The organism is Allomuricauda sp. F6463D, assembly GCF_023015965.1.
Lineage (GTDB): Bacteria > Bacteroidota > Bacteroidia > Flavobacteriales > Flavobacteriaceae > Flagellimonas.
In genome coordinates this window covers 665,215-691,729 of the sequence record NZ_JALKAN010000001.1, presented here as the reverse complement: position 1 = coordinate 691,729, position 26,515 = coordinate 665,215, and the positions used below count along the sequence as shown (strand labels likewise).

Sequence of the window (26,515 nt, the reverse complement as noted above, 5' to 3'; positions counted from 1 at the left end):
ACATCACAAAAGAATGTATTGACGGCTAGGGTATTTCGATGATTTTATCATAGTTTTATAAATTTAGGAACCTAAACACTTAAACATTCAATATGAAAATGTATACTTTGACCCTGAGGTCAATATTTATGTTGGCGCTTTCAATAACTTTTCTAGCATGCAACGGAAAAAAAGAAAGCAAAAATGAAGAAAACTCTGAAGAAATTGTAGAATCCCCGGAAGACGCAACACCAAAGTCGACCACCAGCTTGCCCTTGGATCGCCTTAAACTCCCAGAAGGGTTTAGCATTGATGTATATGCGGAAAATTTAGAAGGTGCAAGATCTATGGCCATGGGAGACGATGGCACCCTCTTTATAGGCACCAGAAATGAAGGTAATGTGTATGCTGTAAAGGATACAGATGGTGATTATAGGGCAGATGAAACCTATACCATAGCCACCGATTTAGAACAGCCCAATGGTGTAGCCTTTAAAGATGGTGCATTGTATGTGGCGGCTGTGAGTCGTTTATTCAAATACTCCGGCATTGAGTCGCAATTGGAAAACCCACAAGAACCCGAATTGATTTATGATGATTACCCAACCGAGTTTCACCACGGATGGAAATACATTGCCTTTGGCCCTGATGATAAATTATATGTACCTGTGGGCGCACCATGCAATATTTGTGATAGTGCAACAGTTGATAAACGTTATGCATCCATAACCAGAATGGATCCTGATGGTAGCAATAGGGAGATTCTTGCACACGGTATACGAAACACAGTGGGCTTTACATGGCATCCGGATACCGATGAACTTTGGTTTACAGATAATGGCAGGGATATGCTGGGAGACGATGTTCCTCCTGGTGAGTTGAACAAGCTTTCCGAAAAAGGACAACACTTTGGTTATCCATTTTGCCACGGTGGAACAGTAAAAGATTCAGAATATGGTGATCAACGCCCATGTTCAGATTTTGTGCCACCAGTGCAACCCTTAGACGCCCACGTGGCAGCCCTCGGTGTAAAATTTGGAAAAGGCCCTATGTTTCCGGAAGCATATAAAGGTCATGCATTCTTGGCAGAACATGGGTCGTGGAATCGCTCATCCAAATCTGGATACAGAATCACCATGGTAAAATTGGAAAATGGGGAAGCCGTAAGTTACGAGCCCTTTATAGAAGGTTGGTTGGATGAAGAGGCTCAAGAAGCCTTTGGTAGACCAGTGGACCTTTTGTTTTTGGAAGATGGTTCCTTACTGATTTCCGATGATGAGGGCAACGCAATTTATCGAGTTACCTATACGGGATAATTGCATTAAGAAAAATCTTGTAAGTACTTGGGAATGGGCATTTGCTCCATTTTCCAAGTACTTTTTTTTTGGTCCTTATCCGCAACCTCAATAAAAAAGTAGTTGGCATCCTCTTCCGTATTGGATACAATGTGTTCCACGGTAAATGTTGAATCTTTGTGGTAAAAAATAAATTCGGTCATGTCGCCGTTAGTAGATTCAATTGCCTTTCCATGCCTTAATATCAAATTGGGCCTTTTTAAAATACTGTTGCTCTTGTTCCAACAGAGATATCTTATTTCACCTGTACGCAGTCTATCGATTCTTACGGTGAACTGCTGGTCGCCAAAATAAGCCAGAATGCGTTTTATGTTGGGATCACTCCAAAAAATAGCCTCGTAGGTTTAAGTAGGTTCGGTTGGTATGGAAACGACAATACGATTTCACTATTGCTTTAAACCTTGTTTCTTTTCCCCCAGTGGGCACCGGACAGCCAACCGGCCATGTAAATAATAATTCCCAGTACTACCAAACAAAATATCTGTAAGGCGTTTATAGTTTCGAGTGTAGTCATATTCTTGAATTTTACGACAAGCTACACGATACGTAATTATTTTGCGCACACAATTGACGAATACACCCTTTGGATTTATATATAGGTCATTTGGATTGATAGGTTTCTTGATTCTTTACAATTCCATAGAAAATTTGCTAAAAGTTTAATCTTTTGTCACCCTATTATACTTTTTGCTCAACTTTATACTAATGAGAAGCCTTTATTAAATCTAAACAACAAATCCATGAAAAAATTTGCACTCCTATGGTTCGTAAGCCTGGGAATAGTGATTAGTAGTTTCGGTCAGCGAAAAGCATCCGGACCAACAATCAACAAAACATTGTACGAATCCATGTCTTACCGAAACATTGGTCCCTTTCGAGGAGGAAGGGTAACAACCGTTGAGGGCTTACCAGATGATATTTTCACCTATTACATGGGTGCTACTGGGGGTGGAGTATGGAAAACAACCGACGGGGGCGAAACATGGAACAATATTTCAGATGGTTATTTTAATACAACAGGGATTGGGGATATTTCAGTAGCTCCATCCGATCATAACATCATTTATGTGGGTACAGGTGAATCGCCTATTCGTGGTGTAAAAACCTCGCATGGCGACGGTATGTACAAATCTACCGATGCCGGAAAAACTTGGAAGCACATTGGTTTAGAGGCTACTAGGCATATTGGGGCAGTTTTTGTACATCCTAAGGATCCTAATAAAGTTTATGTAGCCGCACAGGGAAATCCATGGGGTGCAGACGAGCATAGAGGACTCTATCTTACCAACGATGGTGGGGAAACTTGGGAGAAAATCCTTTATGTGAACGACCATTCGGGAATAGCTGAAATTTCTGTAAGTGATAGCGACCCGGATTTTATGATGATAACTTCTTGGGACTTTCAAAGAAAGCCTTGGGTGGTACAGAGTGGTGGACCTGGAAGTAAGGTTTTTAAAACCACAGATGGAGGTGAAAATTGGAAGGAGATTACGAAGGGGCTACCAAACTTGAAGGGAAAAATGGGAGTTGATATTTCTCCTGCAAACCCTAACGTGGTTTATTTGGCTATTGAAGCTTTTGAAAGAGAAGGTGGTGTTTACCGTTCCAATGATGCAGGAGAGACATTTAAGCAAGTAACCAACGACCCAACTACCTATGCACGTGCTTGGTATTACATGCATATTATTGCTGATCCCAATGATGAAGATGAAATTTGGGTATTGAACAGTTGGGCGATGAAGTCCATTGATGGTGGTAAAACCTACACCGGAATGCAAGGAACACACGTAGATCATCACGATATGTGGATCAACCCCAACGACAGTAATATAATGATCAACGGTAACGATGGGGGAGCAGCAGTCACTTATAATGGTGGTAAAACATGGTCTTCAATCTATAATCAGCCAACCGGACAGTTCTACAGGGCCCTTACGGATAATGGCTATCCATACCGGATATATTCCGGTCAGCAGGACAATAGTACTATTGCCATTGATAGCCGTGCCATGGATAGAGGAATAGGACAAATGCACTGGGACATTATGCGTGCCGGTGAATCATCCACCGTAGCGTTAGATAAAGATAACCCTCGTTACGTATACTCAACCTACTTTGCCAGCAATTTTGTGGAATGGGATCGTGATATTGACAATACACGGATGGTTCGTCCTTATCCGGAGCGTATTAGTGGAGAACAACCAAAAAACTTAAAACTTCGTGCTAACTGGAACGGACCTGTTATCGTATCACCCCATAACCCAAATGTTATTTATTACGGTTCACAATATGTAATGAAATCAACGGATAGAGGTGTGACTTGGGAGACCATCAGTGAAGATTTAACAAGAAACAATAAAGACCACCAAGGAAAGGGTGGAATGCCAATCTCCAATGAGCAGATTACGGCAGAAAGCTATAATAACCTTTTCAATATTGAGGAATCTCCCATTAAAGAAGGGGTAGTCTGGGTAGGATCGGATTGTGGTCTGGTACATCTAACCCAAGATGGAGGAGGAACATGGACCAATATTACGCCTAAAGGATTAAAAGAAGGTATCATCAATGTAGTGGAGCCTTCTCCACATGATCCAGCTACAGCTTATTTTGCCATGGCAGGATATAAAATGAACAATTTTACACCAGAGGTATATAAGACTACCGATTACGGAGCTTCTTGGAAAAAAATCGTGAACGGAATCCCAGGTAATACGTTTGCTCGTACCATTCGTGAAGACCCGGAACGTAAAGGATTACTTTATTTAGGAACAGAAACGGGAGTATTTGTTTCCTTTAATGATGGTGAATTGTGGATGCCATTGCAAAACAACCTTCCCGAAGTGCCCATTACGGATATGAGGGTTCAGCGTAATGATTTGGTAGTGACCACCCAAGGACGTGCCATTTGGATATTGGATGATCTAACCCCATTACATCAAGTTTCCGATGAGGTGGCCAAGGCAGAATACTATTTGTACAAACCACAAGATACCCATTCACCACTTGGAATAGCTTACTCTACCAGAAATACTCCGGGACAGAATCCACCTAGTGGACTTCAAATCAATTATGTGCTCAATAAAGAGGTATCCAAAGATGCCCCTATGTCGATTGAAATCACTAATAGCAAAGGCGAATTGGTATATTCGGAGTATACCGATGCTCCAAAAACCGAATGCGATGCCTTTAAAAAGCCTCAGTTAAAGCGTAGTGCAGGTGCACACCGCTATCAGTGGAACATGAAAATTGGTACTATTGATTGCCTCAAGGAAATTACGGCAACCAGCCGTGGAGGACTTAGTGCCTATGATGCCGCTCCTGGAAACTATAAAGTAAAACTCACTATCGGTGATTTTACCCAAACCCAAGATTTCGCCATTACTATTGATCCACGTATTAAGAAAAGTGTGGACAACGTGGAAGCTGCTTACGTAGAGCGCGATGGTATTTTTAAATCTATATATAAAGGTGCCACCGAAATGGCAAAAGGAGTACGTGACCTTAGAAAAGTTCAGCAGCAGTTGGATTTTGTACTGGGAGAGACTACCTCACCCGAACTACAAGCCAAAGGCAAGGAACTTGATGATACCATTGAGGCTTGGATTGCTGAAATTTTGCAAAAAGAACTGCGTACATCACAGAACAATTATATGTTCGAAGCACGCCTACTGGTCAAGTTTAAAAGCTTTATGAGCGGTATTGGTAGAGGTAACCTACCAGTTACCCAAGGTGTTCGCGATGTATCTCGTGATTACCTAAACGTATGGAGCGGATTAAAATCCGACCTACAAAAAATTAAAACGCAAGATGTTGCTGCTGTAAATACCCTTATTAAAAATTCGGGATTACCAGAACTGTACTTGCCTTAAAAATTTGTTGTTGAATAGTGTTTAGCAGGGGAGGCCTTAGGGTCTTCCCTTTTTTTATGTATAAATATGGACCTTTGTTGGTGAGCTTTTTCAATTTATGGTAGTACCGAAATGTTGTTCCATAAATTTGATATATAAGAAGAAACCAAATAAAATTTGATGCATACCTTCGTACTGTGTGATGATGAACACAACAAGAATTGTGTTTTAAGAACATTATAGACATCTAGCTGAAAACTTAAGGTAACCCAGTGAGCTATCTTCATGCCGTCATAATGTAATTTGTATTGGAATGAAAACAAATGTAAACCACCAAACCTTGCAACAGCCCTTCGGGCAGGTGTACAACACATTGAAAAAACGCATTGTAGCGCACGGTTTTTTGCTTTTGCACGAGATAGACACCCAAGCCATTGTGGCCAAACAAGGCGTAGCCATACCCCAACTGCGACAATTGCTCTTTTTTGAGCCCAAATACATTGCCCAGATTATGGAGAACGACCCCTTGGCCATAAACGATATCCCCTTAAAACTGGTACTACAAGAAATTGATGCCCAAACCACCCAACTGAGCTTTAAAAACCCTGTGGGCAGTCTACGGGATTATGGATTGGACCCAGAAATGGCGGAGGAGTTGTTGGGGAGAATATTTAATATTATAGAATTTTTATAGGTCTTTAGGTGTGCTTATTTTTTTTTGTTACAAAGCCTTTTTCTTTAGCATAAAAAACAATTGTGCCTAAGCTAACTGAACCCGGTAATTGAATTTTACGATTATTGTAACAGTATTTTAAAATATTCACACTTTCAATTTCACTGTGTTTTTCTTTGTCCAGTTCACAAATTTGTAAAAAGTATTTTTCTCCTAAATCATAACTGAAAGTGTTTGAAATTCCCAATGCGACTCTGAACCATTTGTCGAATGTTTCTGTAATAGATATATCTTTTCTTTTAATATATTTTATTACCAATTGAATCATTTTTCTATGCTCAGGCTTGTTTAAACCCTCGGTTGCAAATGCACTTTTTGTCAATGAGGTATGAACTTTTTCTTTAGGGAGTTTTTCTATTGAGCTTTCAGTTTCAATAATTTTATCCAAATAAACTTCAGAAGATTCATTTAGATACAAATCTTTATCCCAAGACACAAAGCAAAGTCTTGTTATATCACTTCCACTTTTGTCCAGTTCAATTTTATATTTTTTTTGGAAGTAATCTTGCAAGGAACGGAAACTTGACTTATGGAAATTAGGGTCATCTGAAACTTTTATTAAAGCCTTTAAACCCATTCCCGAAGGGGATCGCCATAAAGCATAAACAAATTTGTCCTTACAAATAAGACCTTTCAGGTTTTCGACTTCCTTAATTTCAAGATCATCAATATCTAAAATCATTAATCCATTGTAAGAGACTAAATTTTCGAGTTTTCGACCATTTTCAAAAGTTCCACAAAATGTAACGATAGGTAATTTAACTTTTAATGATTTGTAAGAATCGTAATCACCAATAGAAGTATAATATCTACAATTGTTAATTAAATTTTTGTATTTTCCGTTCTTGATATCCATTAACTCCCCCTGCAAATCAGTTTGAATAGGATTGTCGGTATTATAAATACTACTGAATCTTGAAACTTTCATGTATTATTTTGGATTAGTAAAAAGAATAATAAATATAAAATATTTGAATTAAGGCGTAGACAAGAGTGGGACTTATGTCTCCATTATATTGAACAGGTGTGAGATGAAATATCTCTAGGTGCGTGTATGATAAAATTAGTTTTACAGAAAGTACCGAAAAAATTTGCGAGGCCCGATAATCCTGATGCTAATGGTCTCAGCTGTATTTGTATGCAGCTATGTATCTCAATCATATAGATTTTTTACGTCTACGCCTTATTTACTTATGGATGATTTAATTAATTTCTATTCAGACCAATCAATAATCAGAATGCTCTGTAAGTATAGAGCTAGGATATCCCATAAAAGACATAAAACGCATATGACTAGGGATATAAGTCTTCATCAAAGAACTAATAAAATTGAAATTTCTTCAAAAGATTCTGATTTAATCTTACTCCAATCCATTTTACCATCTAGGCGAAAATGGAAAAAATTGAGTCAAAAGGAAAGAAGTCATCCGAATAAATTCAATGATAGTATAGAGAAAAATCAGCAAAGAATTTGGAAATCTTATGTTGATGAAAAATATTGGGTAACCAAAAAGGGTAAAACACCTGAAGACTGGTATGTAAACTTGTTGGAATTTTGCAAAAAAATTAGGGGCATTGTAGAAAATGTAGAAACCAATTCATTTAGTTTAGCTAAGCCAGAAATTTACCCTTTGTTAAAGTCAGTTGAGAAGAATAAATTTATCTACAGACCAATAACAAAATATTCTCTCGAAGATAAAATTATCACTTCGGCCTTTGCCAGATACCTTACCATTAAATTCGATAATATATTTCTTGATTGCTCATTTGCTTTTAGGTCTCGAAAAAAAGGTAAAATACCAAATCATCACGATTCGATTCTTAAAATTTTAAACTATAGGAAAAGACATAAGAAATTGTGGGTGGCAGAATGTGATATTCAAAAATTTTTCGATACGGTTCAACATGTTCATTTGGAGGGAATTTTCCGCAAAAGGGTGGCACAACTTAAATCAGAAGGTCATTATTTTTCATCAAAGGCAATAAGATTATTTAATTTGTTTTTAGACTCATACTCATTTAACAAAGATGTTTTACCAAAAAACTATGATCCAACTTTCTTTAAAAAAAGAGGTGTTCCTCCAGGAGAGTTTGGTTGGGTTTCTAATGAACTGAAAACAAATTTTGGAATTAATTATACCGATGTCTTTAAAATTGGTGTGCCACAAGGTAATGCGGTTTCATGCTTTATTTCAAATTTGATTTTAAATGAGGTTGATAAGGATGTTTTGGATATAGACAAGGATTTATTATATGTGCGCTATTGTGATGATATGGTTTTAGCCCACACAGATAAACTTGTATGTAAAAATCGACTAGAGGTTTATAAAAAGGGTATTCATAGTAACTTTTTGTTGTATCACCCTCATAAGCAATTTAAAGATTATAAAAAAAATCCCAAAGCTTTCTGGAGCAAAAAGATTAAGTCTAAGGAGCCATATTTTTGGTCTAATCCAAATGAAGGTGTTTTAAATGTGCCATGGTTGTCTTTTGTTGGATATCAAATAAATTATAAAGGAAAAATTAGGGTTAGGAAATCTTCAATTCAAAAAGAAATAAAAAAGCAACGTAACGAAACCCAACGGGTTTTACATGCTTTGGGAATGGATAAGAATAGAAGCTTGAAAAATATAAATAAGTTTTCAAGAAAGAGTAAACAACAAATTATATATAGCCATCAACAAAGATTAATGTCTATGTCAGTTGGTAGAGTAGAACTATACAATTACCAGAATAATATTAACCAAGGTTTGTGCTGGATCAACGGTTTTAGAGTCTTGAAAAATAATAAGATAGTGTCAAAACAACTTAAGCTATTAGATAAAAAAAGAGAGCAGCAAATATCCTATTTAAAAAGAGAACTTCGTTATTTGAAAAAGAAGAAATTGAAACAGGATAAAATTCCAAAGCATCGAAGAAACATTTATTATGGCAAACCATTTAGTTACTATCAATTTATTAGTAAAGATTAATGTTATGCCAAATTGGATTATTTAAAACAACTAAATCCCCCCAATCACCTTCAAACTCAATCCCGTGTGCTTTTTAATGTCGGCATCCGACATACCGCTCTCTTTTAAGGACTTAGCAATAGCTTTGGCCTTTTCCTTTTCGGCCCGCTTTTTCTCCGTATCAATTTTAAACTGTTCCAGTTCTTGCTTTTCGGGCCCCATAATTTCAAACAGGCCGCTTTTTTGGAGTTCGTCCATTACGCCTTGGTCGGCAAAACTGGTGTAATTGGTTTCGGTAATCACCAAATGGTCCAGCACCTCCACTTTGATCAATTTCCCCACTTTCAGCATGTGGTCGGTAAAGGTAATATCGGCATCGGTCACTTCGTGCGTACCGCTGGGGTGGTTGTGCACCAAGATGAGCTTGCTTGCCAGTTTGTAGATCGCCATTCGAAACACATCGGGTGGTTCGGCATTTACGCGGTTGCTGGCCCCAAGGCCAATAAGTTCCACAAACAATATTTTGTTGTTGTGGTTAAGACCCACCACCCAAAAATGCTCTTGGTTGCGGCGTATCTTGTTTTCGCGAAGCAATACCTGCTGCATGATCGCATATATGTCCGCGGAGTTGAGCACTTTTATCTTTTGTTCTTGGGTAAGCCGTACGTTCATGGTAGGTGTGTTGTTGTTTTTGGGTTTGGGAAAGGTAGTCCATGCCCGTGAAAAAAACAAAAATGCCCTTTGGGCATAAAAAACCGCCCCTCACAATTTAATGCAAGAGGCGGTTTTACTTTTTAGTGATACATTAATTACTGCACAATACTGTTCAGTTTTTGTACCTGTGCATCAAAAGCCTTAAGGGTGGTGGCCAATACCCCAATTTGTTCCTGTGCTTCTTTCCATTCTTGTTGTTCAATGGCCTCGCGCACGCCTGGAAGTGTTTTTACCCCATAACCGGTGTAAAATCCGGGGGCGTAAATCTGGTGTTTAAACCAATCCCTGCGGGGTAGTCCCTTATCCTGTAACAATACCTGCTCCATCCCCATTAACTCTTGGTTGAGCTGTGCCTTTTTGGCGGCGGGTAATTGCAGTGCATCGGCATTGGAAAAAGCGGCTATACTTTTCTTTAGATCGGCAACCACATTTTGTATGGGCGAAAAGTCCAAGTAGGGAACTTTTGCCTTCATTTGTGCCGGTGCTATGGGTTTTTTAGGGTCCATCACCAATTGTTGTGCATCCTGTTTTACCAGTTTGTTGTGCTTTTCTACTTCGGTACGCATGTCTTCCAAAGTTTTCATCACCTCACCTAAATAAGTTTCAATAGTGCTGTGCCATTGGGTCAGTTCAAACGGTAATACCTCGGCATTTGCCAAACGAAGCGAAATACGTCCTGCCGTGTTTGCCAAAGCCACGCCATAATCAAACCCAGGATCTTTAAAACGGGTATAGTGGGTATAGGTATCATAAATGGTGTGGTATTCCCCACCACGACCTTCACCGCCGTAGCCCAAGTTCAACGAGGCAATACCGGTATGCTGTATAAAAGGCGTATAATCCGACCCGGAACCGAGGGCGGAAAGTTTAAAAGTACTGTCACCACCACGCATCATATTGGCCGCTTTACGACGTTCCGCTACGGAAACCCCTTTTTGAGGGTCGGTGACCGCATCGGCCACTTGGCTCACCATGGCCTGTAGCGAGTGGGAACCACCGGCACCCAAATATCCGCGACTATTACCATCGGTGTTTATATAGGCTACGGCCTTTTCTTTAAGTTCTGGAATATGGTCCTCTACCCATTCGGTGGAACCAATAAGTCCCGGTTCTTCGGCATCCCAGGCACAATACACTAAGGTACGTTTTGGTTTGTTGCCTTCTTTGGCCATCTTGGCTATTACACGGGCCTCTTCCATCAAAGCCACCATGCCACTAACAGGGTCGCTGGCACCGTGTACCCATGCATCGTGGTGGTTACCACGGATTATCCACTCATCCGGGAACTCATCACCCTCCAAGGTAGCTATCAAGTTATTGGCAGGTTTCATTTGCCAGTCAAATTCCAATTTTAAATGCACTTTGGCAGGTCCGGGTCCAATGTGGTAGGTGAGGGGTAGGGCACCTCTCCATGAAGCTGGCGCTACAGGGCCTTTTAACGCTTCCAACAAAGGTTGTGCATCTTCGTACGAAATAGGCAATACCGGAATCTTGGTAATGGTAGGCGCTTCTTCACGCTTTAAACGCTTGGCATCCTTGGTAGCGGCATAACCTGGAGTTAAAACATCACCAGGATAGAGCGGCATGTCCATAACCGAACCACGCTGTACACCAGTTTTGTTTTTAAAGGGACCCTCGGGGTACACATCGCCTTGGGCATAGCCATCATCCTCGGGATCGGAATAAATAATACAACCAATGGCACCTTTTTCGGCTGCCAGTTTTGGCTTAATTCCTCTCCAAGAACCGTAATATTTAGAAATTACAATTTTACCTTTTACATCGATGCCCATTTTCTCCAATTCCTCGTAGTCACTAGGGATACCATAGTTAACAAAAACCAGTTCGGCTTCTACATCACCATCGGTGGAGAAGGCATTGTAGCTAGGCAGCAATTTATCGCCTTGTGCGGTGTACGGATCACCATCCACGGCAACGGCCTCCAATTTTGCGGTGTACTTGGTTGGAGCCGTAAGCTCCAATAAACGCACTTTGGGATAAGGGAAAAGCACATCATAAGTATCCACTCGGGTCTTATAGCCCCAAGATTTAAATTGCTTTTCCATCCATTTTACATTCTTTGCACCGTACTCGGTACCGACCCAATGGGGTTCGGCTGCCATGAGTTTCATCCACTCATCCAAATTGTTGGCGGAAAGTTGTTTTTCGTAATTTGCTTCGAGTTGTTGTTGCGCTTCAGAAGCTTTTTCACTAAACCCAATAATTTTATCTTGGGCCGTAACGCTGATTACTCCTAAAAGTAGGAGTAAAGGAAGTAATTTGTTTTTCATTGTTTTGAATTAGCACTTAAATTTAAGGGTTTGATTGAAATTTTGGAAGTAAAAAGGCAAGAAGTGATGCTAAATGTTTAAAGAATTTGCATTTTATTTAAAAATACAGTCAAGTTAAAAGATAACCGATGAATCCAAAAGTTGATTTCTTTTTTGATAAACCATCACAATGGAAAGATGCTTTCCGAACTTTACGAACCTTGGCACTGGAAACAGGTGTAACCGAGGAACTAAAGTGGGGAGTGCCATGCTATACCTATAGAGGCAACAATATATTTTTGATTCACGGATTTAAAGAATATTGTGCATTACTGTTCCATAAGGGGGTTTTGTTAAACGATACGGAGGGTGTTTTGGTTCAACAGACAAAAAATGTACAATCTGCACGGCAGATCAGGTTTACCCACACAGATGAGATATTCAGTATGCAAAAAGTGCTCAAAGCCTATATTTATGAAGCCATTGAGATTGAAAAGGCAGGATTGGAAGTCAAAATGAAAACAACGTCTGATTTTAATATGCCCAAAGAGCTTCAAAATAAATTGGATGCAGATGAAGCCTTCAAAACTGCCTTTGAAGCATTGACCCCAGGTAGGCAACGGGGATATATACTTCATATTTCGCAGGCAAAACAATCCAAAACCCGCGTTACAAGAATTGAAAAGTTTATTCCTAAAATTTTTATGGGAAAAGGATATAACGAACAATAATCATTGTATAATGGGCAGTTCGTTGTTGAGGATCAACAAAAACCTTAACATCCTACACAATTAAGTAGCAGAAGTTGACAAATCTTTATATATATGGTGAATAAAAGCCCCAAAACCCTTTCATCAAAAAAGTAACGATGTAATAACATCTATAAAATACCTTAGTTGGTAGATTAGTTTCCAGGGTATGTCTATCGTACATTTTTTTGGAGCATTTGGGATGAAATTTGATATAGATTCAACAAGAAAGAATCTTAGTAGAAGTTGAACTATTAAATCCCAGAATTATGAAAAAGTCATTAAAACTAGGCCAGGGGTCAAAATTTCTGCCTTGCCACCAGGTTTTGTAACGCTAAGAATGGGAACTAGGAATTATTATAATTATCAAGGTATATTCTATATTAATATTGGTAATGAATACGAAGTTGTAGAACCAGAAATTGGAACGATTGTTTACAACTTGCCAAGAGGGTACGAAAAGGTGGAAATAGATGGTTATACATATTATGAATATGCCAACGTATTATATGAAAAAGTACAGGTAGATGGTGCTAGGGCTTACGAAGTTGTGGGTACCATACAACTATAAATAGTATAATTTATTGAGCAAGTCGGTTGGATGATCAAGTGTTGTTGATTCCAACCGATTTTTTTTGAACAGAACTTAAAAGAAGGCTGCTTATTATTGAGTATATTGGGGGCAAATTAATTAACCTTATGAAATATACTTTTGCTTTGGCAATTATGACTATTCTTTTAGTTTCTTGCCAACAGGAACAAAAAACGGAAAAACCTTCAAAAATAGATTTTACCGGAATTTCGGAATCCATTAAACCGGGAGACAATTTCTTTGATCATGTAAACAAAAAGTGGTACGATACCATTCAAATTGCCGATGATCAAGTGGGAGTTGGCTCTTATAGCTTTTTGAACATTCCACAAAGACAGCTACTTCAGAATATTTTAGAAGAAGTTTCGGCTGCTGAACATTCAAAGGGTACTGTGGAACAAAAGGTGGGAGATTTCTTTGCCTCTGGAATGGATACGGCAACCCTCAATAAAAGAGGATATGAACCTTTGAAGCCAATTTTGGCAAAAATCGATGGAATTTCCAATGTTGGGGAGCTTATGGATTTTGTTTCCGAGCAAATTACAAAAGGAAACAACTCCATTTTGGGACTACGCGTTGCTCCTGACAATAAAAATAGCCAGATAAATATTTTACATGCGGGTCAATCTGGATTGGGACTTCCCGATCGCGCTTATTATTTTAAAACAGATTCTTCTGCCGTAGGTATTCAAAATGCATATAAAACGTATGTAGCTTCACTGTTCGGCCTTGCTGATATTGAGGGTGGAGCACAAAAATCTGACATTGTGTATGCTGTTGAGAAACAATTGGCAGAAGCACACAAAACCCGAATAGAAAGACGAAACATACAGGCCAATTACAATAAATTGTCCGTAGGGGAGCTTACGGCCTCGAACCCTAACATAGATTGGAAAAATTTGTTGGCAAAACTTGAGTTGAGTGCGGACTCCATTAATGTGCGTCAACCAGCGTACTATAATAAATTGGATGAAATGCTTGGAGCTGTTTCCATAGAAGATTGGAAGACCTATGTAAAAGCTCATACGTTGAATCATTACTCACGGTTTTTGAGCGTACCTTTTGAAGATGCCCTTTTTGAGTACAATAAAGTGTTGTTGGGTCAATCGAAACAACAACCAAGACCTCAGGTAATGGCACAACAGGTGGATCGGAACCTAGGTTTTGCATTGGGACAACTTTACGTGAAGCGTTATTTTGATGAAGCTGCCAAAAAGCGTGTTCTGGATTTGGTCAATAACCTTCAAAAGGCGTTTGAAAATAGAATGTCAGAATTGGATTGGATGAGCGATAGCACAAAGGCCAAAGCCAAAGAAAAATTATATGCCATCACTAAAAAAATTGGATACCCCGATGTTTGGAGGGAATATGATGTAGATATTGATAGAGAACGCTATTTTGAAAATGTGGTTGCACTTCAGGAGAATAACTACGCATATAATGTGAAATACTTGAACAAGCCTCCGAACAAAGATGCTTGGGGTACAACGCCATCAACGGTAACTGCTTATTATAACCCATCGCTCAACGAAATCGTATTTCCTGCGGGGATATTGCAATTTCCATATTTTGATATGGCTGCGGACGATGCTGTGAATTATGGTGGTATTGGAATGGTGATAGGACATGAGCTCACCCATGCTTTTGATGATAATGGTTCTCAGTATGATGGAGAAGGAAACTTGAAAAACTGGTGGACCGATACTGATTTGAAGAAATTTAAGGAAAAGACACAACAGCTCATTGACCGTTATAGTTCTTACACCGTATTGGATACGGTACATATTAAGGGTGCTATGACCATTGGTGAAAATACTGCCGACAATGGAGGTATTTCTATTGCGTATGACGCATTTAAAATGACCGAGCAAGGGCAGGATACGGTAAAAATAAACGGATATACCCCTGACGAGCGCTTTTTTATGTCCATCGCACGGATTTGGAGGGTTAAGACACGGGATGAATTTATGCGGAATTATGTAAATACCAATTCTCATTCGCCCGCAATATGGAGAGTAAACGGTCCCTTGATGAACTTTACACCTTTCTACGAAACTTTTGATGTAAAACCAGGGGAAGCTAATTACAAATCAGAGGAGGAGCGAATTAAAATTTGGTAAACAAGTTTCCTTTAATTCAGTTATATAAAAAGAGGCTGTCTAAAAAGTATTTAAATACGTCATTCTGAACTTGTTTCAGAATCCCATCATATTGGCAAATAACTAATTATGAGAACCTGAAACAAGTTCAGGTTGACGAAAATCGATATTTATTTTAGACAGCCTCTTTTTTCTTCATTCCATATTTTTATAGGGTTGGTGCAGGTCTCCCTCCATATCAAAAATGATGGTTTTTACCATCTTGGCCAACATCTAAAGAAAGCCATGTATCCGTCCGTAGAAAATCTATTAACTAAGAAACAATTGTGCATTGTGATGTAATGCATTTTTTACGAATTTGTAACAACGATTATTTTATGGAAAGCAAAGTGCTACTTTTTCGGAGAACTACTATATGCCTTATATATTTGTAAAGTTTGTGGAATTTAACAAAACATTTTTTGAGTAAAGTAAAAGTAGATGAAGCAGTCAAAATTACCCGTGATTTTAGGGGCTATTTTATTATTTAGTTCATTTATAGTCTCTTCCCAGCAATCTCAATGGGGAGGAAAAGTGCAAACCGAAATAGAAAATGTTTGGGTAGATTCCGCCTATGACCCTGCAGACGGAACACAATCCGTAGTAGTATGGTTTAAAGATCAATACTTGGAAAATGCAGATTCATACTTGAAAAAAACCAAAGAATTTAAAGGTAGGAAAAGATTGGAACTACGTTCTGAGGTGACCTCTACTTTGAAAGAAATCAGCAATATGGCCTTCGGTAAAGTTGAATCAAAGCTAAAAGCAATGGAACAATCTGGGGTGTTGACCAATATCAACCAACATTGGATTATCAGTGGGTTTAGTTGTAATGTTGCGCCAGAAGGTATTGCCGCTCTCAAAAAATTGGAAAATGTAGCATTTATTTTTAAAAAACAACCCTCAATAGTCCCGAAAGGCAATAATATGGGGCCAGAATATTTGGAAAGTATACCGGTTTCCAATTTTAATCCCAAAGAGGTAGAATCTTACCCTTGGAACATTGAAAAAATAAGAGCTCCAGAGGTCTGGGACGAGTTTGGTATTACTGGTAAGGGTGTACTGAACGTGGTACACGATTCTGGCTTTAAATTGGACATTCCCCCATTGGCCTCAAATATTTACACTAATAAAGGGGAAATACCGGGTAATGGGATAGATGATGATGGCAACGGATATATTGATGATTACCATGGTTTTCATTTTGATCAGGGTAAGGCTAATCTAAATGAGCCGAATATTCGCCGGGCTACCAATATACATGGAAATTTATGTGCCGCAATGATTGTTGGAACATATGAAACCGGAACTAAAAAAGCTATAGGTGTGGCCCCTGGTGCTAACTGGGCTCCACTAATTGGAGTCAACCATATTGAGGATGCTATAGAATGGGCCATTGAACAAGGAGCCGACACGTATAGCATGAGTTTTTCTCATCCAAATTTAGGAGAATATAGAACACATTGGAGAAAAATTTTAGAACAAGGCACCCTATGTGGTGTGGTATTTATTTCTGGGGCTGGAAATTTTGCCGCAGGCAATAGTTTTGCGCCAATACCGGTACAAATGCGAAATCCAGAGGATATACCCAATGCGGTTTTGGGAGTGGCAGGAATTGGTGAAGATGGACAGAGACCTGCTTTTAGCAGTCAAGGTCCAGTGGAATGGAACACAGCATATTACAGAGAAGGTCTGGTGAACAAACCGGATTTTACCACAATAAACTACAAAGTACCCTGTGTAGATCCCGAAGGTAAACTATTGAATATGGCCAGTGGAAATTCATTGGCCGGTCCACATACGGCAGGTATTGTATCGTTAATGTTATCAGCAAACCCCGATTTATTGCCTTGGGAAATCAAGTCCATCTTGCTAAGTATTGCCGAAGATATTGGCGACCCCGGATTTGACTATCAAAGTGGTCATGGATTTATTAATGCATACGATGCAGTGAACGCTGTAATAAATCCAAAATCAAAATAAATACGCTGTCTTAAAAACGTCCAAAAATATAACAAAACCTCAGTTGAAATAAAGGTATCAACCTTAAGTACAGTATGCTTATGACTTCAAGGTAACAGGAGTATAAAAATAGTATTTAGAGAAAACGGATGGCAACTTTTTCGTTGAACCATTTTATACCTCATATATTTGCAACGTTTTGATTTTAAAACTGTAAACTAAATTTATGAGTAAAGTAAAAGAAAGCGATACTGTAAAAGTACATTACACGGGAAAACTAACTGATGGGCAGGTTTTTGACAGCTCATTGGAAAGAGAACCGTTAGAAATAAAGTTGGGTGAAGGTCAACTTATCCCTGGATTTGAGAAGGGACTTATTGATATGGCCGTGAACGAAAAGAAGACCATTACCATTGATAAACAGGAGGCGTATGGAGAGGTGAATGAAGCGCTTTTTCAGAAAGTATCCAAGTCTCAATTGCCTGAAGACCTTAAACCAGAAGTTGGAATGGGGTTGGTCGGTGCCAATGCAGAAGGACAGGAACAACAATTTAGAGTTGCCAAGGTAGAGGAAGAAGACATTATTATAGATGCGAACCATCCTTTGGCCGGACAAGATTTAGTGTTTGACCTTGAAGTGGTTGAAATACTTTAAGATAAGATTTTTATAGGAAAAAACGCCTTGTCATTAATTTGATAAGGCGTTTTTTTTATCCATTTACTAACGGTAAACTATATGGTACTATTATTTAGTAATCCAACCAAGTTATGTTGTTTTATTATGTGTATATGGATTTAGTCTAGTTTATTCAAGGATTTGGGAGTAAGGTATATAATGCTCCCATTCCCATGGGGTGTAGATATCTTTTAGGGTGACTTCCAACAATTCCTTGAAAATACTATTGCCACGTTCGAAATTGGTCATGATCATAATTCCTTTTCCAGACTCTGGAAAAAGCACGGAATGATGCACAAAACCACTGCCATGTCCTTCTTTGAAAACAGCTTTTCCATGAGGCGTTTCAAAATAGCCCCAACCTAAACCATAACTTAAATTGATGCTATCGTATTTATGACTGATCATATTGGCAGCTTCCCCAAATTGTTTTTCTCCCCATATTCGAATATGTGGGCTAAATATTTCATCATAGGATGTTTTACTTATCAACTTTTGATTGAGTACTGCAGTCAAGAATTTGGTATAGTCTTCTGCTGTAGTTTCTAACGTTCCACCACCTCTGGGTTCATTATCTTTATCTTTTTTAAGTGCTTCTGCGTTTTCATTGTGTCCAAGGGCAAAATCCTTATCGAACCTTGTTTTCCATTCATAAGCAGAATTTTTCATGCCCAGAGGTTTAAAAATGTTTTCTTGGGCAAGTTCTTCCAATCCCTTACCGGTCAGTTTCTCCAAAACTACCTGTAAGTATATAAAACCCTCACCGCTATAGCCAAACTTGGTTCCTGGTTCATTATGTATCCTTAGTTTGTAATCGTCCTCGAACCATCTATAGTTTTTAAACCCGGTGGTATGGTCCAAACACATTCTAGCGGTTATTATATGGTAAAGTGTATCTTCTTTTAAACTTGAAAAATCATCATGCCAACGGGTCCGCGGCTCATATTCATACAGTTTTTTGGGCAAATAGGATTCCAATGGAGTATCTAGGTCAATAACACCTTCTTCTACCAATTTCATTACTAAAACTCCAAACACAGCCTTACTAAACGATGCACCATATATATTGGTTGAATCCGTCATGTGCACTTTATTTGGATAATCTTTATAGCCGAAAACTTTTTGGTAAACGGGTTGGTTGTCATCAAAAATGGATACCGCCAAACCGAATACTTCGGCATCTGTCATTAACTGATCAATCTTTTTGGTTACGGTATCTTTTGTAATCATCGAACCGTCCAGGCGTTCAATGGTTTCCTGTGTTGGGCCTGAACAACTACAAAGTAGTGATATGCCCATCATGAGCAATAAACTAAATGTTTTATACTTTTTCAAACGTAAAAACGGGATGGAAAAAGGGTAGTAACACTTGTTTTTTTGTACCACGTAGATACTGTTGAAAATAATGATTCCTATGCATATGGGAACAACAGAAATAAAAATGATGAATCCCCATTTTTCGATGGTCATCAAACTTACAAACGATAAAACAGCCAAAATAAGTACAGTAATTTGAAAGTTGATTACCTTGATACCATGTTCGTTATATATTGGATTGTCTTCTCGCTTATGAATCCATAAAAATAATGGGATGAGCACATTCAATACTGGAAAAAATATCCCTATCAACGGAGTGGCATGCATTAAAAGCAGCCATTTCTTTTTAACTGTTTCTTCCTTAGGGTTATCCAAAGGAAAAAGTTCATCCACTTCTACCTCCAAAGCAACCGCCAATAATTTAACTGTGTTTAAGTGCGGGGATACCTCTTCTTTTTCGATTCGTTGAATGGTACGCACGGTAACATTGGTTCTGTGGGCGAGTTCCTCTTGGGAATATCCCTTGATTTTTCTTTGATACTTGAGTCGTTCTCCAATTGATGTATTGCTCATGATTTTTGATTTAAATTCACGAACAAAGGTATCTGCGTAGGCACGACAGCGCCACGACATTTAGATGTCACCTTTGTGTCATACTCAGTAAAAACAACCCTTTCAACCATCTTTTTTGAAGAAATACTTTTCTGAACATTAACTTAAGCTTATAATTTAAGAATACCTAGCAAAGCTTAAATTTAAAGCTATTGCATAAAAAAACTCCATCCTACCGAGGCAGATGGAGCTCTTCATTTTCTTTTTCAATAATTTTTAATATGCTGTTAGAACATAAATCCTAGACCAGCAGAAAATACGGAGTTGTGGATGTCCACATCCTCAATCATTTCTGAAAATCCGTAGGAATATCTTCCTTGGATAAAAAATCCAGATGCAAATTTGTATTCTACACCAGCAGTACCTTGAAAATCAAAGCTATTGATGGAATCTGAATCAAAATCACCGGAATCTTCACCCGGGTTAAAATCCAATTCTTCATTTACTTTGAAACCGAATTGTGGCCCTGCTTGTATATTGAGTCCATCTGCGATGTAAAATTTCAAAAGTACCGGTACTTGTATGTAATCCACCTGAAATTGTGCATCTGGCGTATCGGGCTCATCGGTTATATCAAAACCTTGTGCCGAATAAAACACCTCTGGCTGTAAGGATACATGATCGGACAATGGTGCCTCGGCCACCAGACCAAGATAAAATGAAGTCCTTGAATCTGGGCTATCATAATCATCACCAGCTACGGTTGCGAAATTAGCACCACCACGTGCACCTAATTGTACATTGTTTGTATTCTGGGCAAAAGAGGTAAGTCCTGTAAAGAGGATACCTAATAGTATTAAATTCTTTTTCATGATATAAAAATTTTGGGGTTTCTAATCCATCACGAAAATAGCGCGGTCATACGCCCCTTGTTGATGCATACCCTAGAATTATTGACGCTAAAAATTAGCACCCTGTATATCAATGAACTAATTAAATAAGGGTTTTACTACTTCTTTTTACCTACAAAGCGGATAACGGAACCTGTACCCACATGTCCATCACCTTCGTTGAGTTCGATTGTAGTTTGTTTGAGTTCTAAAATTTCATAATCTTTAAAATCAGATTTTAATTCTTCAATGGAAAATAAATAGTCCAAGTTCCCTGGACCTCCAATTTTTGGGTTGTTTTTTTTATATTCCAAATGTGCTTTGCTAAATCCTTCAAAAATAATGACACCTCCTGTTTTAAGATAGCTGCTCAACAATTTATGGTATCGTGACCGGATATTGGGAGGGAAGTGGGCGTAAATAAGGGCAATAGCATCAAACTGCGATGGTTGAAAATCCAATTGGGGCAATTCGCCTATTTTGTAATCAATGGATACCTGTTTTTGCTCTGCGAGTTTAATGGCTTTAAGCTTGCCCGCCTCACTGATGTCAAAGGCTGAAACTTGCCATTTCAATAGAGCTGCATAAACGGCATTTCTTCCTTCACCTTCTGCGGGAAACAGGATTGAACCTGGTTTAAGATGTTTGAGCTGTTTCTTTAAATATTGATTCGGTTCCGTCCCGTAAGCATATTCTTCTTTCCCAAAACGGGTATTCCACATTTGTAGCCAATCGTTGTCCATTAAACAAATTGATTTTATCTTTAAAATTACATCAATTCAACGGGCTTTAAAAATCAATTTACTCACCTATGGTTTTGGAGTTGTTTTAATTTAAAAGTACTGTTTTCATCAACCTCAAAGGAATATTCATCATTGTAAAGTGTGTAGCCATAATTTATGGAGTAGCGAATTATACCCATTGACGTACTACGATAATTATTGTCAAGGTTTGCTGTAATTTGCACACTTCCTTTATTGGATTCAACATCTAAATTGATAAACAAAACGGGGGCATTTGATGTTTAAAATAATTATCCGGGTTTATTTTTCGGGTGATGACCAAGTACCATAATCCAATCAATAAAACAATCGAGAGAAAAACATGGTACGTGGATATGAAAATTAGTGCTCTGATGCTCATATCATACCTATGGGCCAGCAAATTCAATATTAACATGTTGATATATAGGTTGTTGCATTTATATGTTTTGGATTCATCCTCACGTCTTATCAAAATTGATAATAATCCAAATAAATGAGGTGGACTGATCTTAATCACTTAAAAACCAAAGTCAATAAGATAATTTTATAGAAAAATAATTCTAAACCTTATATGTAATGGGAAATCAAAATAAAAATTCAACGAAAAGCATATTCTGGATATTGATTGTACTGTCCTTAATTATTGGTTTTATCATTTATGGCACCATGAAAGACCAATTGGGCTTACAATTTCTAGTATTCTTCTCAGGAGTACCCTTTTTATTATTTGTTACAGGAGCTTTTGGATTGTTATGGCCCAAAATAAAACCAGAAGGCGATGAAGTTTACATAAGCCATGCGTTGATTATCGGATTACTGTTTATTGTATTGTTTTTTATCCATGTATGGGTATTGTTGCCCCTCATTTGCCCTAGGTTTGCTGAGTGTTTGCGGATGTAAAACTAATGGTAAGAAAAAGAGACCTGTAATGGCATGGGCAAATATGATATTATTCGTCTTTGTTACTCGTTATTGTATTGTTGACCTGTTCATTCGTAATTTCCAGAACTGATTGTCTGTCCCTGTTCACTGACAACTTTGTAATATCTGGCCTGGAGTAATGTCCTACGGGATCAAAATTATGTCGTTCTTCCAACACCTTATTAAAATCCAATGTGGACATAATGAGACCTTCTTTGCCAATAACGGGTTCCAAAGCCCATTCACCTGAGGGAGACGCAATGCAAGAACCTCCATTGCCCAAAACATCTGGGGCGTTTTCGATTATTCTTTCATAACCTGGTATATCAGGAGTAATATCCGATTTGCTCAATAAACTTGAAACAGATATGACATAGGAACGAGCTTCTCTTGCAATAAACCGCGTTATATCTTTTGTGTTATAATCCGAGCCAGGCCAAACTGCAATGTGCAGGTTTTCTCCCAATCCATAGAGCGCTGTCCTTGGTAATGGCATCCAATTTTCCCAACAGTTTAACCCTCCTACGGTGAATTGCTTTAAAGCATGGGTTTGCAAACCGTTGCCATCACCGGGAGACCAAACGAGTCGTTCCTCGTATGTGGGCTGTAATTTTCTGTGTACAGATTTTATGGCGCCAGTTGCATCAATATACACCAAAGAGCAATACAGGCTATGTCCACCTCGGTTTTTAGGTCTTTCAATTATACCCAAATACACGGCAATATTATTATTTTTCGCCAATGAACATAGTTCATCCAAATCACCATTTTCAATTTGAACCGAATTGTTGGCATAATGCGCAAATAATTTTTTCTGATAGTCGGAATCGAACTCACTCCCGTTGGTAATTGAAACCCAAAAGGGATAACCTGGCAACAATGCTTCACCAAAAACAATAAGTTCGCAGTTGTTTTCTCCGGCTTCAACAATATAGGATTTTACTTTTTCAATTGTTTTCTCCTTGTTGAGCCAAACAGGGGCAATCTGTGCCAACGCAACTTTAAGTTCAGCGGTTTCTATAATCGATTCTTTCATTTTTTTTAAAATTTATACCAAGGTTAAAAACTTGTTCATCCCTTTTTATTCTAAGGGATATAGAACAGCATTAAAGATAGTATTTTGGAACCTTAATGTGCTAAACCAATCTATCATCGATGGTCATAACATAGATTTTCCGTTATTTTGTGGGACAACAAAAAAATGAATTATGGAATCACCCAACTGGCAGACCGCCATGGAATTTGAGGATATTACCTATAAAAAATGTAACGGTGTTGCCCGTATTGCTTTCAATCGTCCAGATGTACGCAATGCATTCCGACCAAAGACCACCAGCGAACTTTATAAAGCATTTTACGATGCGCAAGAAGATGCTTCGATTGGAGTGGTTTTGCTTTCTGGTGAAGGACCTTCTTCCAAAGATGGTAAATGGGCATTCTGTAGCGGTGGCGACCAAAAAGCACGGGGACACAAAGGTTATGTTGGAGATGATGGGTATCACCGTTTGAATATTTTGGAGGTACAACGACTCATCCGTTTTATGCCCAAAGTGGTGATTGCCGTAGTGCCCGGATGGGCCGTTGGGGGAGGGCATAGCCTGCATGTGGTATGCGATATGACACTTGCCAGTAAAGAACACGCCATTTTTAAACAAACCGATGCCGATGTAACCAGTTTTGATGGTGGATATGGTTCTGCGTATCTCGCTAAAATGGTAGGACAGAAAAAAGCTCGTGAAATTTTCTTTTTGGGAAGAAATTATTCCGCACAAGAAGCGTATGAGATGGGCATGGTGAACGCAGTAATCCCACATGACGAATTGGAAGATACAGCATATCAATGGGCTCAGGAAGTATTGGCCAAATCCCCAACATCCATTAAAATGCTAAAATTTGCCATGAACCTTACCGATGATGGCATGGTGGGGCAACAAGTGTTTGCAGGCGAAGCTACACGTTTGGCTTATATGACCGATGAGGCCAAGGAGGGTAGAAATGCATTTTTAGAAAAGCGTAAGCCCGATTTTGGCAAGGACAATTGGATTCCGTAGATCAATGCTCAATTAGCAATTTACAATGAGTTGTTGTCATTCTGAAGGAGTGAAGCGACTGAAGATTCTATTTAGTTTTATTCAGGAAGAGGTGCTTCGCCAAACCTTGAATGACACGGGATTAGATAGTGTGATTCGTAGAATACATCTCAGGCTATAAGTTTAGAATAGTCCTAAATAGAAAAGAGCCCTGCCACTTGGGTCAGGACTCTTTTACGAGAACACTATATGAAAATGAAAAAATTACTTCGTTTTTTATTACATGGTAAAAGTATCACTAGGGTTACTATCTTCAAAAATATTGTTGTGAAGTGATGTTTAGCTGTTGTCAGCCTCTTGTTTTTTGTGATTTTTTGGCCATTTTCTATCATTCTGAAGGAGTGTAACGACTGAAGAATCTATAGTAACATGGAGATTCTTCGCTAAGCACAGCCTGACAAAGCAAAGAAGTCTTTCTATTGTCTATGACCTCAGTTCTTGAACTAATTGGAGGAATTCGTGTAAGTCTAGAAAAATTCAAAATAGCCCCAAATAGAAAAGAGCCCTGCCACTTGGGTCAGGACTCTTTTACGAGAACACTATATGAAAATGAAAAAATTACTTCGTTTTTTATTACATGGTAAAAGTATCACTAGGGTTACTATCTTCAAAAATATTGTTGTGAAGGGCTTATATTCTGTGGTTTTTGTTACATTTTAGTACATGTCACCGATTTATGGTACTGCTTTTACGATGTTTGACAATACTTCATTTGCATCAAAATGTGGTTCTTCGGCCAATCCGGTTCGTACAACGACCAAATCTTTGGAAGGAATTACAAAAACATGTTGTCCCTCAAAACCATTGCACGAAAACAAGTCTTTGGGAACATCCGGGTATTTTCCTTCGGCGTTTAACCAAAAATGGGCTCCGTAGGTACCATTTGAATGGGCAGTTGGGGTGGTAATGTAGTCCACCCAACTTGAATCGAACAATTGCTCTCCGTTCCAAGTACCTTCATCCAAATAAAGTTGCCCAAAGCGGGCCCAATCCCGAGTATTGGCCCATGCATAGGATGAACCTACATAGTTCCCGGCAATATCCGTCTCCATAATCATGGAATACATCCCTATTTTATCAATTAAAGAAGTGTAGGGAAAGTTTAAATATTCTTGGTGACTTCTAAACTGCTGTCTGAGTATTCCTGATAATAAATTTGTGGTTCCCGAAGAATAGTTCCATATTTCTGTAGGCTTGGCAACGGCTTTTTTGTTCCGTTGTGCCAAGGTCATGTCGCTATCCAAAAACAACATTCTCGTTACATCCGAAATACCGGTATAGTCTTCTTCCCAAGCCAGACTGCTTTGCATGCGGAGCAAATGGTTCAGTGTAATGTTCTGCCGTTCGTCATCTTTCCATTCAGCTATCGGTGCGGGCCATTCCATTTCCAATTTTCCTTGGTGCTCCAAGATGCCGAAATAGGTTGCCAATACACTTTTGGTCATTGACCACCCTAAGATCGGTGTGTTCTTGTCAAAACCATCAATATATTTTTCAGCAATCAGGTGTCCCTTATATAATATGAGCAGGGTTCTTGTCTTTTGGGTTTCTGGGTTAGCGAAAGCCATGGCCATAGCCTTATTTATTTGATTCATATCAACTTCTGGCAGAATGGTATCCAAAGGAGCGGCTTGTCCGTAGGGATACGGGATGGTGTCCATATCCTGCTTTCTGTTGGGACGAATGGCGAGTTCATTCGGGTCATAATCATCATTGATCAAAACAGCACCCAACCCTTCACGATATACCGCCGTACGTTTCATAAGGCCATAGACAGTAGAGGATGCCGATTTTTCAGTCTCATTAACCTCCGTAGAAGCAAGTTCGATCAACGGAGCATTATTATCATATTGGTTTAAGCTGGCTGAGGAGCGATGGGCTACATAAACTCCGGAAGCCATGTTTTTGGCGGCATAACCGGAAATAATGTTTAATTTGGGGTAGTTGAAATAGAAGACCACTCCAATTACAACAAGTAGGAGTAGCAAAACACGCTTAAGTAGTTTCATGGTTA

The 26,515-nt window shown here is 38.7% G+C and carries 21 protein-coding genes; 11 read left to right on the top strand and 10 right to left on the bottom strand.

The annotated features are described in order from the left end of the window. The first annotated feature begins 92 nt into the window (after positions 1-92). The gene (locus tag MWU56_RS02950) at positions 93-1,295 is read left to right on the top strand and encodes a PQQ-dependent sugar dehydrogenase (protein ID WP_247042082.1); all 1,203 of its coding nucleotides are present in this window, start codon (positions 93-95) and stop codon (positions 1,293-1,295) included. Positions 1,296-1,300: 5 nt separating this feature from the next. On the opposite strand, the gene MWU56_RS02945 is transcribed toward MWU56_RS02950, so the two are convergent. Then, entirely contained in the window at positions 1,301-1,477 is a 177-nt protein-coding gene (locus MWU56_RS02945; protein WP_247042080.1) for a hypothetical protein, read from the bottom strand. 597 nt (positions 1,478-2,074) lie between these two features. Between MWU56_RS02945 and MWU56_RS02940 the strand changes: the two genes are divergently transcribed. Both MWU56_RS02940 and MWU56_RS02935 read left to right on the top strand, forming a co-directional pair. Continuing rightward, complete coding sequence (locus MWU56_RS02940; protein WP_247042079.1) at positions 2,075-5,203, top strand: WD40/YVTN/BNR-like repeat-containing protein; 3,129 nt, start codon at positions 2,075-2,077, stop codon at positions 5,201-5,203. Between the two features lie 292 nt (positions 5,204-5,495). Further along, positions 5,496-5,876: a DUF302 domain-containing protein gene (locus tag MWU56_RS02935; protein ID WP_247042078.1), complete on the top strand. Its 381-nt coding sequence runs from the start codon at positions 5,496-5,498 to the stop codon at positions 5,874-5,876. A 4-nt stretch (positions 5,877-5,880) separates the two neighbouring features. Here MWU56_RS02935 and MWU56_RS02930 read toward each other — a convergent pair whose 3' ends face one another. Then, the gene (locus MWU56_RS02930; protein ID WP_247042077.1) at positions 5,881-6,843 is read right to left on the bottom strand and encodes a BT4734/BF3469 family protein; all 963 of its coding nucleotides are present in this window, start codon (positions 6,841-6,843) and stop codon (positions 5,881-5,883) included. Positions 6,844-7,204: 361 nt separating this feature from the next. Between MWU56_RS02930 and MWU56_RS02925 the strand changes: the two genes are divergently transcribed. After that, a complete protein-coding gene (locus MWU56_RS02925; RefSeq protein ID WP_247042076.1) occupies positions 7,205-8,887 on the top strand; it encodes a reverse transcriptase domain-containing protein in 1,683 nt (560 codons plus the stop codon). Between the two features lie 30 nt (positions 8,888-8,917). On the opposite strand, the gene MWU56_RS02920 is transcribed toward MWU56_RS02925, so the two are convergent. Together MWU56_RS02920 and MWU56_RS02915 are read right to left on the bottom strand one after the other, a co-directional pair. Continuing rightward, positions 8,918-9,538, bottom strand: a complete 621-nt coding sequence (locus MWU56_RS02920) for a JAB domain-containing protein (protein ID WP_247042075.1) — start codon at positions 9,536-9,538, stop codon at positions 8,918-8,920. A 137-nt stretch (positions 9,539-9,675) separates the two neighbouring features. After that, positions 9,676-11,871: a transferrin receptor-like dimerization domain-containing protein gene (locus MWU56_RS02915; protein ID WP_247042073.1), complete on the bottom strand. Its 2,196-nt coding sequence runs from the start codon at positions 11,869-11,871 to the stop codon at positions 9,676-9,678. A gap of 128 nt (positions 11,872-11,999) precedes the next feature. Between MWU56_RS02915 and MWU56_RS02910 the strand changes: the two genes are divergently transcribed. The 5 genes from MWU56_RS02910 to MWU56_RS02890 all read left to right on the top strand — a co-directional run bounded on the left by MWU56_RS02910 (position 12,000) and on the right by MWU56_RS02890 (position 17,946). After that, positions 12,000-12,581 carry a YdeI/OmpD-associated family protein gene (locus MWU56_RS02910; RefSeq protein WP_247042071.1) on the top strand — a complete coding sequence of 194 codons (582 nt, stop codon included), beginning with the start codon at positions 12,000-12,002 and terminating at the stop codon, positions 12,579-12,581. Between the two features lie 271 nt (positions 12,582-12,852). Continuing rightward, complete coding sequence (locus MWU56_RS02905; RefSeq protein WP_317236525.1) at positions 12,853-13,170, top strand: DUF6515 family protein; 318 nt, start codon at positions 12,853-12,855, stop codon at positions 13,168-13,170. A 128-nt stretch (positions 13,171-13,298) separates the two neighbouring features. Continuing rightward, positions 13,299-15,311: a M13 family metallopeptidase gene (locus tag MWU56_RS02900; RefSeq protein WP_247042067.1), complete on the top strand. Its 2,013-nt coding sequence runs from the start codon at positions 13,299-13,301 to the stop codon at positions 15,309-15,311. 459 nt (positions 15,312-15,770) lie between these two features. After that, positions 15,771-17,312 carry a S8 family peptidase gene (locus tag MWU56_RS02895; protein WP_247042060.1) on the top strand — a complete coding sequence of 514 codons (1,542 nt, stop codon included), beginning with the start codon at positions 15,771-15,773 and terminating at the stop codon, positions 17,310-17,312. A gap of 205 nt (positions 17,313-17,517) precedes the next feature. Further along, positions 17,518-17,946 (top strand): peptidylprolyl isomerase, encoded by a 429-nt coding sequence (locus tag MWU56_RS02890; protein WP_247042058.1) that lies wholly within the window; start codon positions 17,518-17,520, stop codon positions 17,944-17,946. A gap of 150 nt (positions 17,947-18,096) precedes the next feature. On the opposite strand, the gene MWU56_RS02885 is transcribed toward MWU56_RS02890, so the two are convergent. From MWU56_RS02885 to MWU56_RS02870, 4 genes are all read right to left on the bottom strand, one after another. Then, positions 18,097-19,857, bottom strand: coding sequence for a serine hydrolase (locus MWU56_RS02885; protein ID WP_247042050.1), 1,761 nt, complete (start codon positions 19,855-19,857; stop codon positions 18,097-18,099). 266 nt (positions 19,858-20,123) lie between these two features. After that, positions 20,124-20,708: a porin family protein gene (locus MWU56_RS02880; RefSeq protein ID WP_247042049.1), complete on the bottom strand. Its 585-nt coding sequence runs from the start codon at positions 20,706-20,708 to the stop codon at positions 20,124-20,126. A gap of 137 nt (positions 20,709-20,845) precedes the next feature. Then, entirely contained in the window at positions 20,846-21,469 is a 624-nt protein-coding gene (locus MWU56_RS02875; protein ID WP_247042047.1) for a class I SAM-dependent methyltransferase, read from the bottom strand. A 62-nt stretch (positions 21,470-21,531) separates the two neighbouring features. Next, a complete protein-coding gene (locus tag MWU56_RS02870) occupies positions 21,532-21,732 on the bottom strand; it encodes a hypothetical protein (RefSeq protein WP_247042045.1) in 201 nt (66 codons plus the stop codon). A 334-nt stretch (positions 21,733-22,066) separates the two neighbouring features. On the opposite strand from MWU56_RS02870, the gene MWU56_RS02865 reads away from it, so the two are divergent. Next, entirely contained in the window at positions 22,067-22,390 is a 324-nt protein-coding gene (locus MWU56_RS02865) for a hypothetical protein (RefSeq protein WP_247042043.1), read from the top strand. 49 nt (positions 22,391-22,439) lie between these two features. Here the strand turns inward: MWU56_RS02865 and MWU56_RS02860 are convergent, their stop codons facing one another. Beyond that, complete coding sequence (locus MWU56_RS02860) at positions 22,440-23,447, bottom strand: carbon-nitrogen hydrolase family protein (protein WP_247042041.1); 1,008 nt, start codon at positions 23,445-23,447, stop codon at positions 22,440-22,442. A 172-nt stretch (positions 23,448-23,619) separates the two neighbouring features. On the opposite strand from MWU56_RS02860, the gene MWU56_RS02855 reads away from it, so the two are divergent. Beyond that, complete coding sequence (locus tag MWU56_RS02855) at positions 23,620-24,462, top strand: 1,4-dihydroxy-2-naphthoyl-CoA synthase (RefSeq protein ID WP_247042038.1); 843 nt, start codon at positions 23,620-23,622, stop codon at positions 24,460-24,462. 713 nt (positions 24,463-25,175) lie between these two features. Here the strand turns inward: MWU56_RS02855 and MWU56_RS02850 are convergent. Further along, complete coding sequence (locus MWU56_RS02850) at positions 25,176-26,510, bottom strand: serine hydrolase domain-containing protein (RefSeq protein WP_247042036.1); 1,335 nt, start codon at positions 26,508-26,510, stop codon at positions 25,176-25,178. Positions 26,511-26,515 lie beyond the last annotated feature (5 nt).

Coding starts and splice junctions, on each gene's coding strand:
- MWU56_RS02850 (WP_247042036.1), bottom strand. CDS start 26,510: ATGAAACTACTTAAGCGTGTTTTGCTACTCCTACTTGTTGTAATTGGA.
- MWU56_RS02875 (WP_247042047.1), bottom strand. CDS start 21,469: ATGGACAACGATTGGCTACAAATGTGGAATACCCGTTTTGGGAAAGAA.
- MWU56_RS02880 (WP_247042049.1), bottom strand. CDS start 20,708: ATGAAAAAGAATTTAATACTATTAGGTATCCTCTTTACAGGACTTACC.
- MWU56_RS02910 (WP_247042071.1), top strand. CDS start 12,000: ATGAATCCAAAAGTTGATTTCTTTTTTGATAAACCATCACAATGGAAA.
- MWU56_RS02890 (WP_247042058.1), top strand. CDS start 17,518: ATGAGTAAAGTAAAAGAAAGCGATACTGTAAAAGTACATTACACGGGA.
- MWU56_RS02930 (WP_247042077.1), bottom strand. CDS start 6,843: ATGAAAGTTTCAAGATTCAGTAGTATTTATAATACCGACAATCCTATT.
- MWU56_RS02865 (WP_247042043.1), top strand. CDS start 22,067: ATGGGAAATCAAAATAAAAATTCAACGAAAAGCATATTCTGGATATTG.
- MWU56_RS02895 (WP_247042060.1), top strand. CDS start 15,771: ATGAAGCAGTCAAAATTACCCGTGATTTTAGGGGCTATTTTATTATTT.
- MWU56_RS02925 (WP_247042076.1), top strand. CDS start 7,205: ATGACTAGGGATATAAGTCTTCATCAAAGAACTAATAAAATTGAAATT.
- MWU56_RS02885 (WP_247042050.1), bottom strand. CDS start 19,857: ATGAGCAATACATCAATTGGAGAACGACTCAAGTATCAAAGAAAAATC.
- MWU56_RS02935 (WP_247042078.1), top strand. CDS start 5,496: ATGAAAACAAATGTAAACCACCAAACCTTGCAACAGCCCTTCGGGCAG.
- MWU56_RS02855 (WP_247042038.1), top strand. CDS start 23,620: ATGGAATCACCCAACTGGCAGACCGCCATGGAATTTGAGGATATTACC.
- MWU56_RS02915 (WP_247042073.1), bottom strand. CDS start 11,871: ATGAAAAACAAATTACTTCCTTTACTCCTACTTTTAGGAGTAATCAGC.
- MWU56_RS02860 (WP_247042041.1), bottom strand. CDS start 23,447: ATGAAAGAATCGATTATAGAAACCGCTGAACTTAAAGTTGCGTTGGCA.
- MWU56_RS02900 (WP_247042067.1), top strand. CDS start 13,299: ATGAAATATACTTTTGCTTTGGCAATTATGACTATTCTTTTAGTTTCT.
- MWU56_RS02945 (WP_247042080.1), bottom strand. CDS start 1,477: ATGACCGAATTTATTTTTTACCACAAAGATTCAACATTTACCGTGGAA.
- MWU56_RS02920 (WP_247042075.1), bottom strand. CDS start 9,538: ATGAACGTACGGCTTACCCAAGAACAAAAGATAAAAGTGCTCAACTCC.
- MWU56_RS02940 (WP_247042079.1), top strand. CDS start 2,075: ATGAAAAAATTTGCACTCCTATGGTTCGTAAGCCTGGGAATAGTGATT.
- MWU56_RS02950 (WP_247042082.1), top strand. CDS start 93: ATGAAAATGTATACTTTGACCCTGAGGTCAATATTTATGTTGGCGCTT.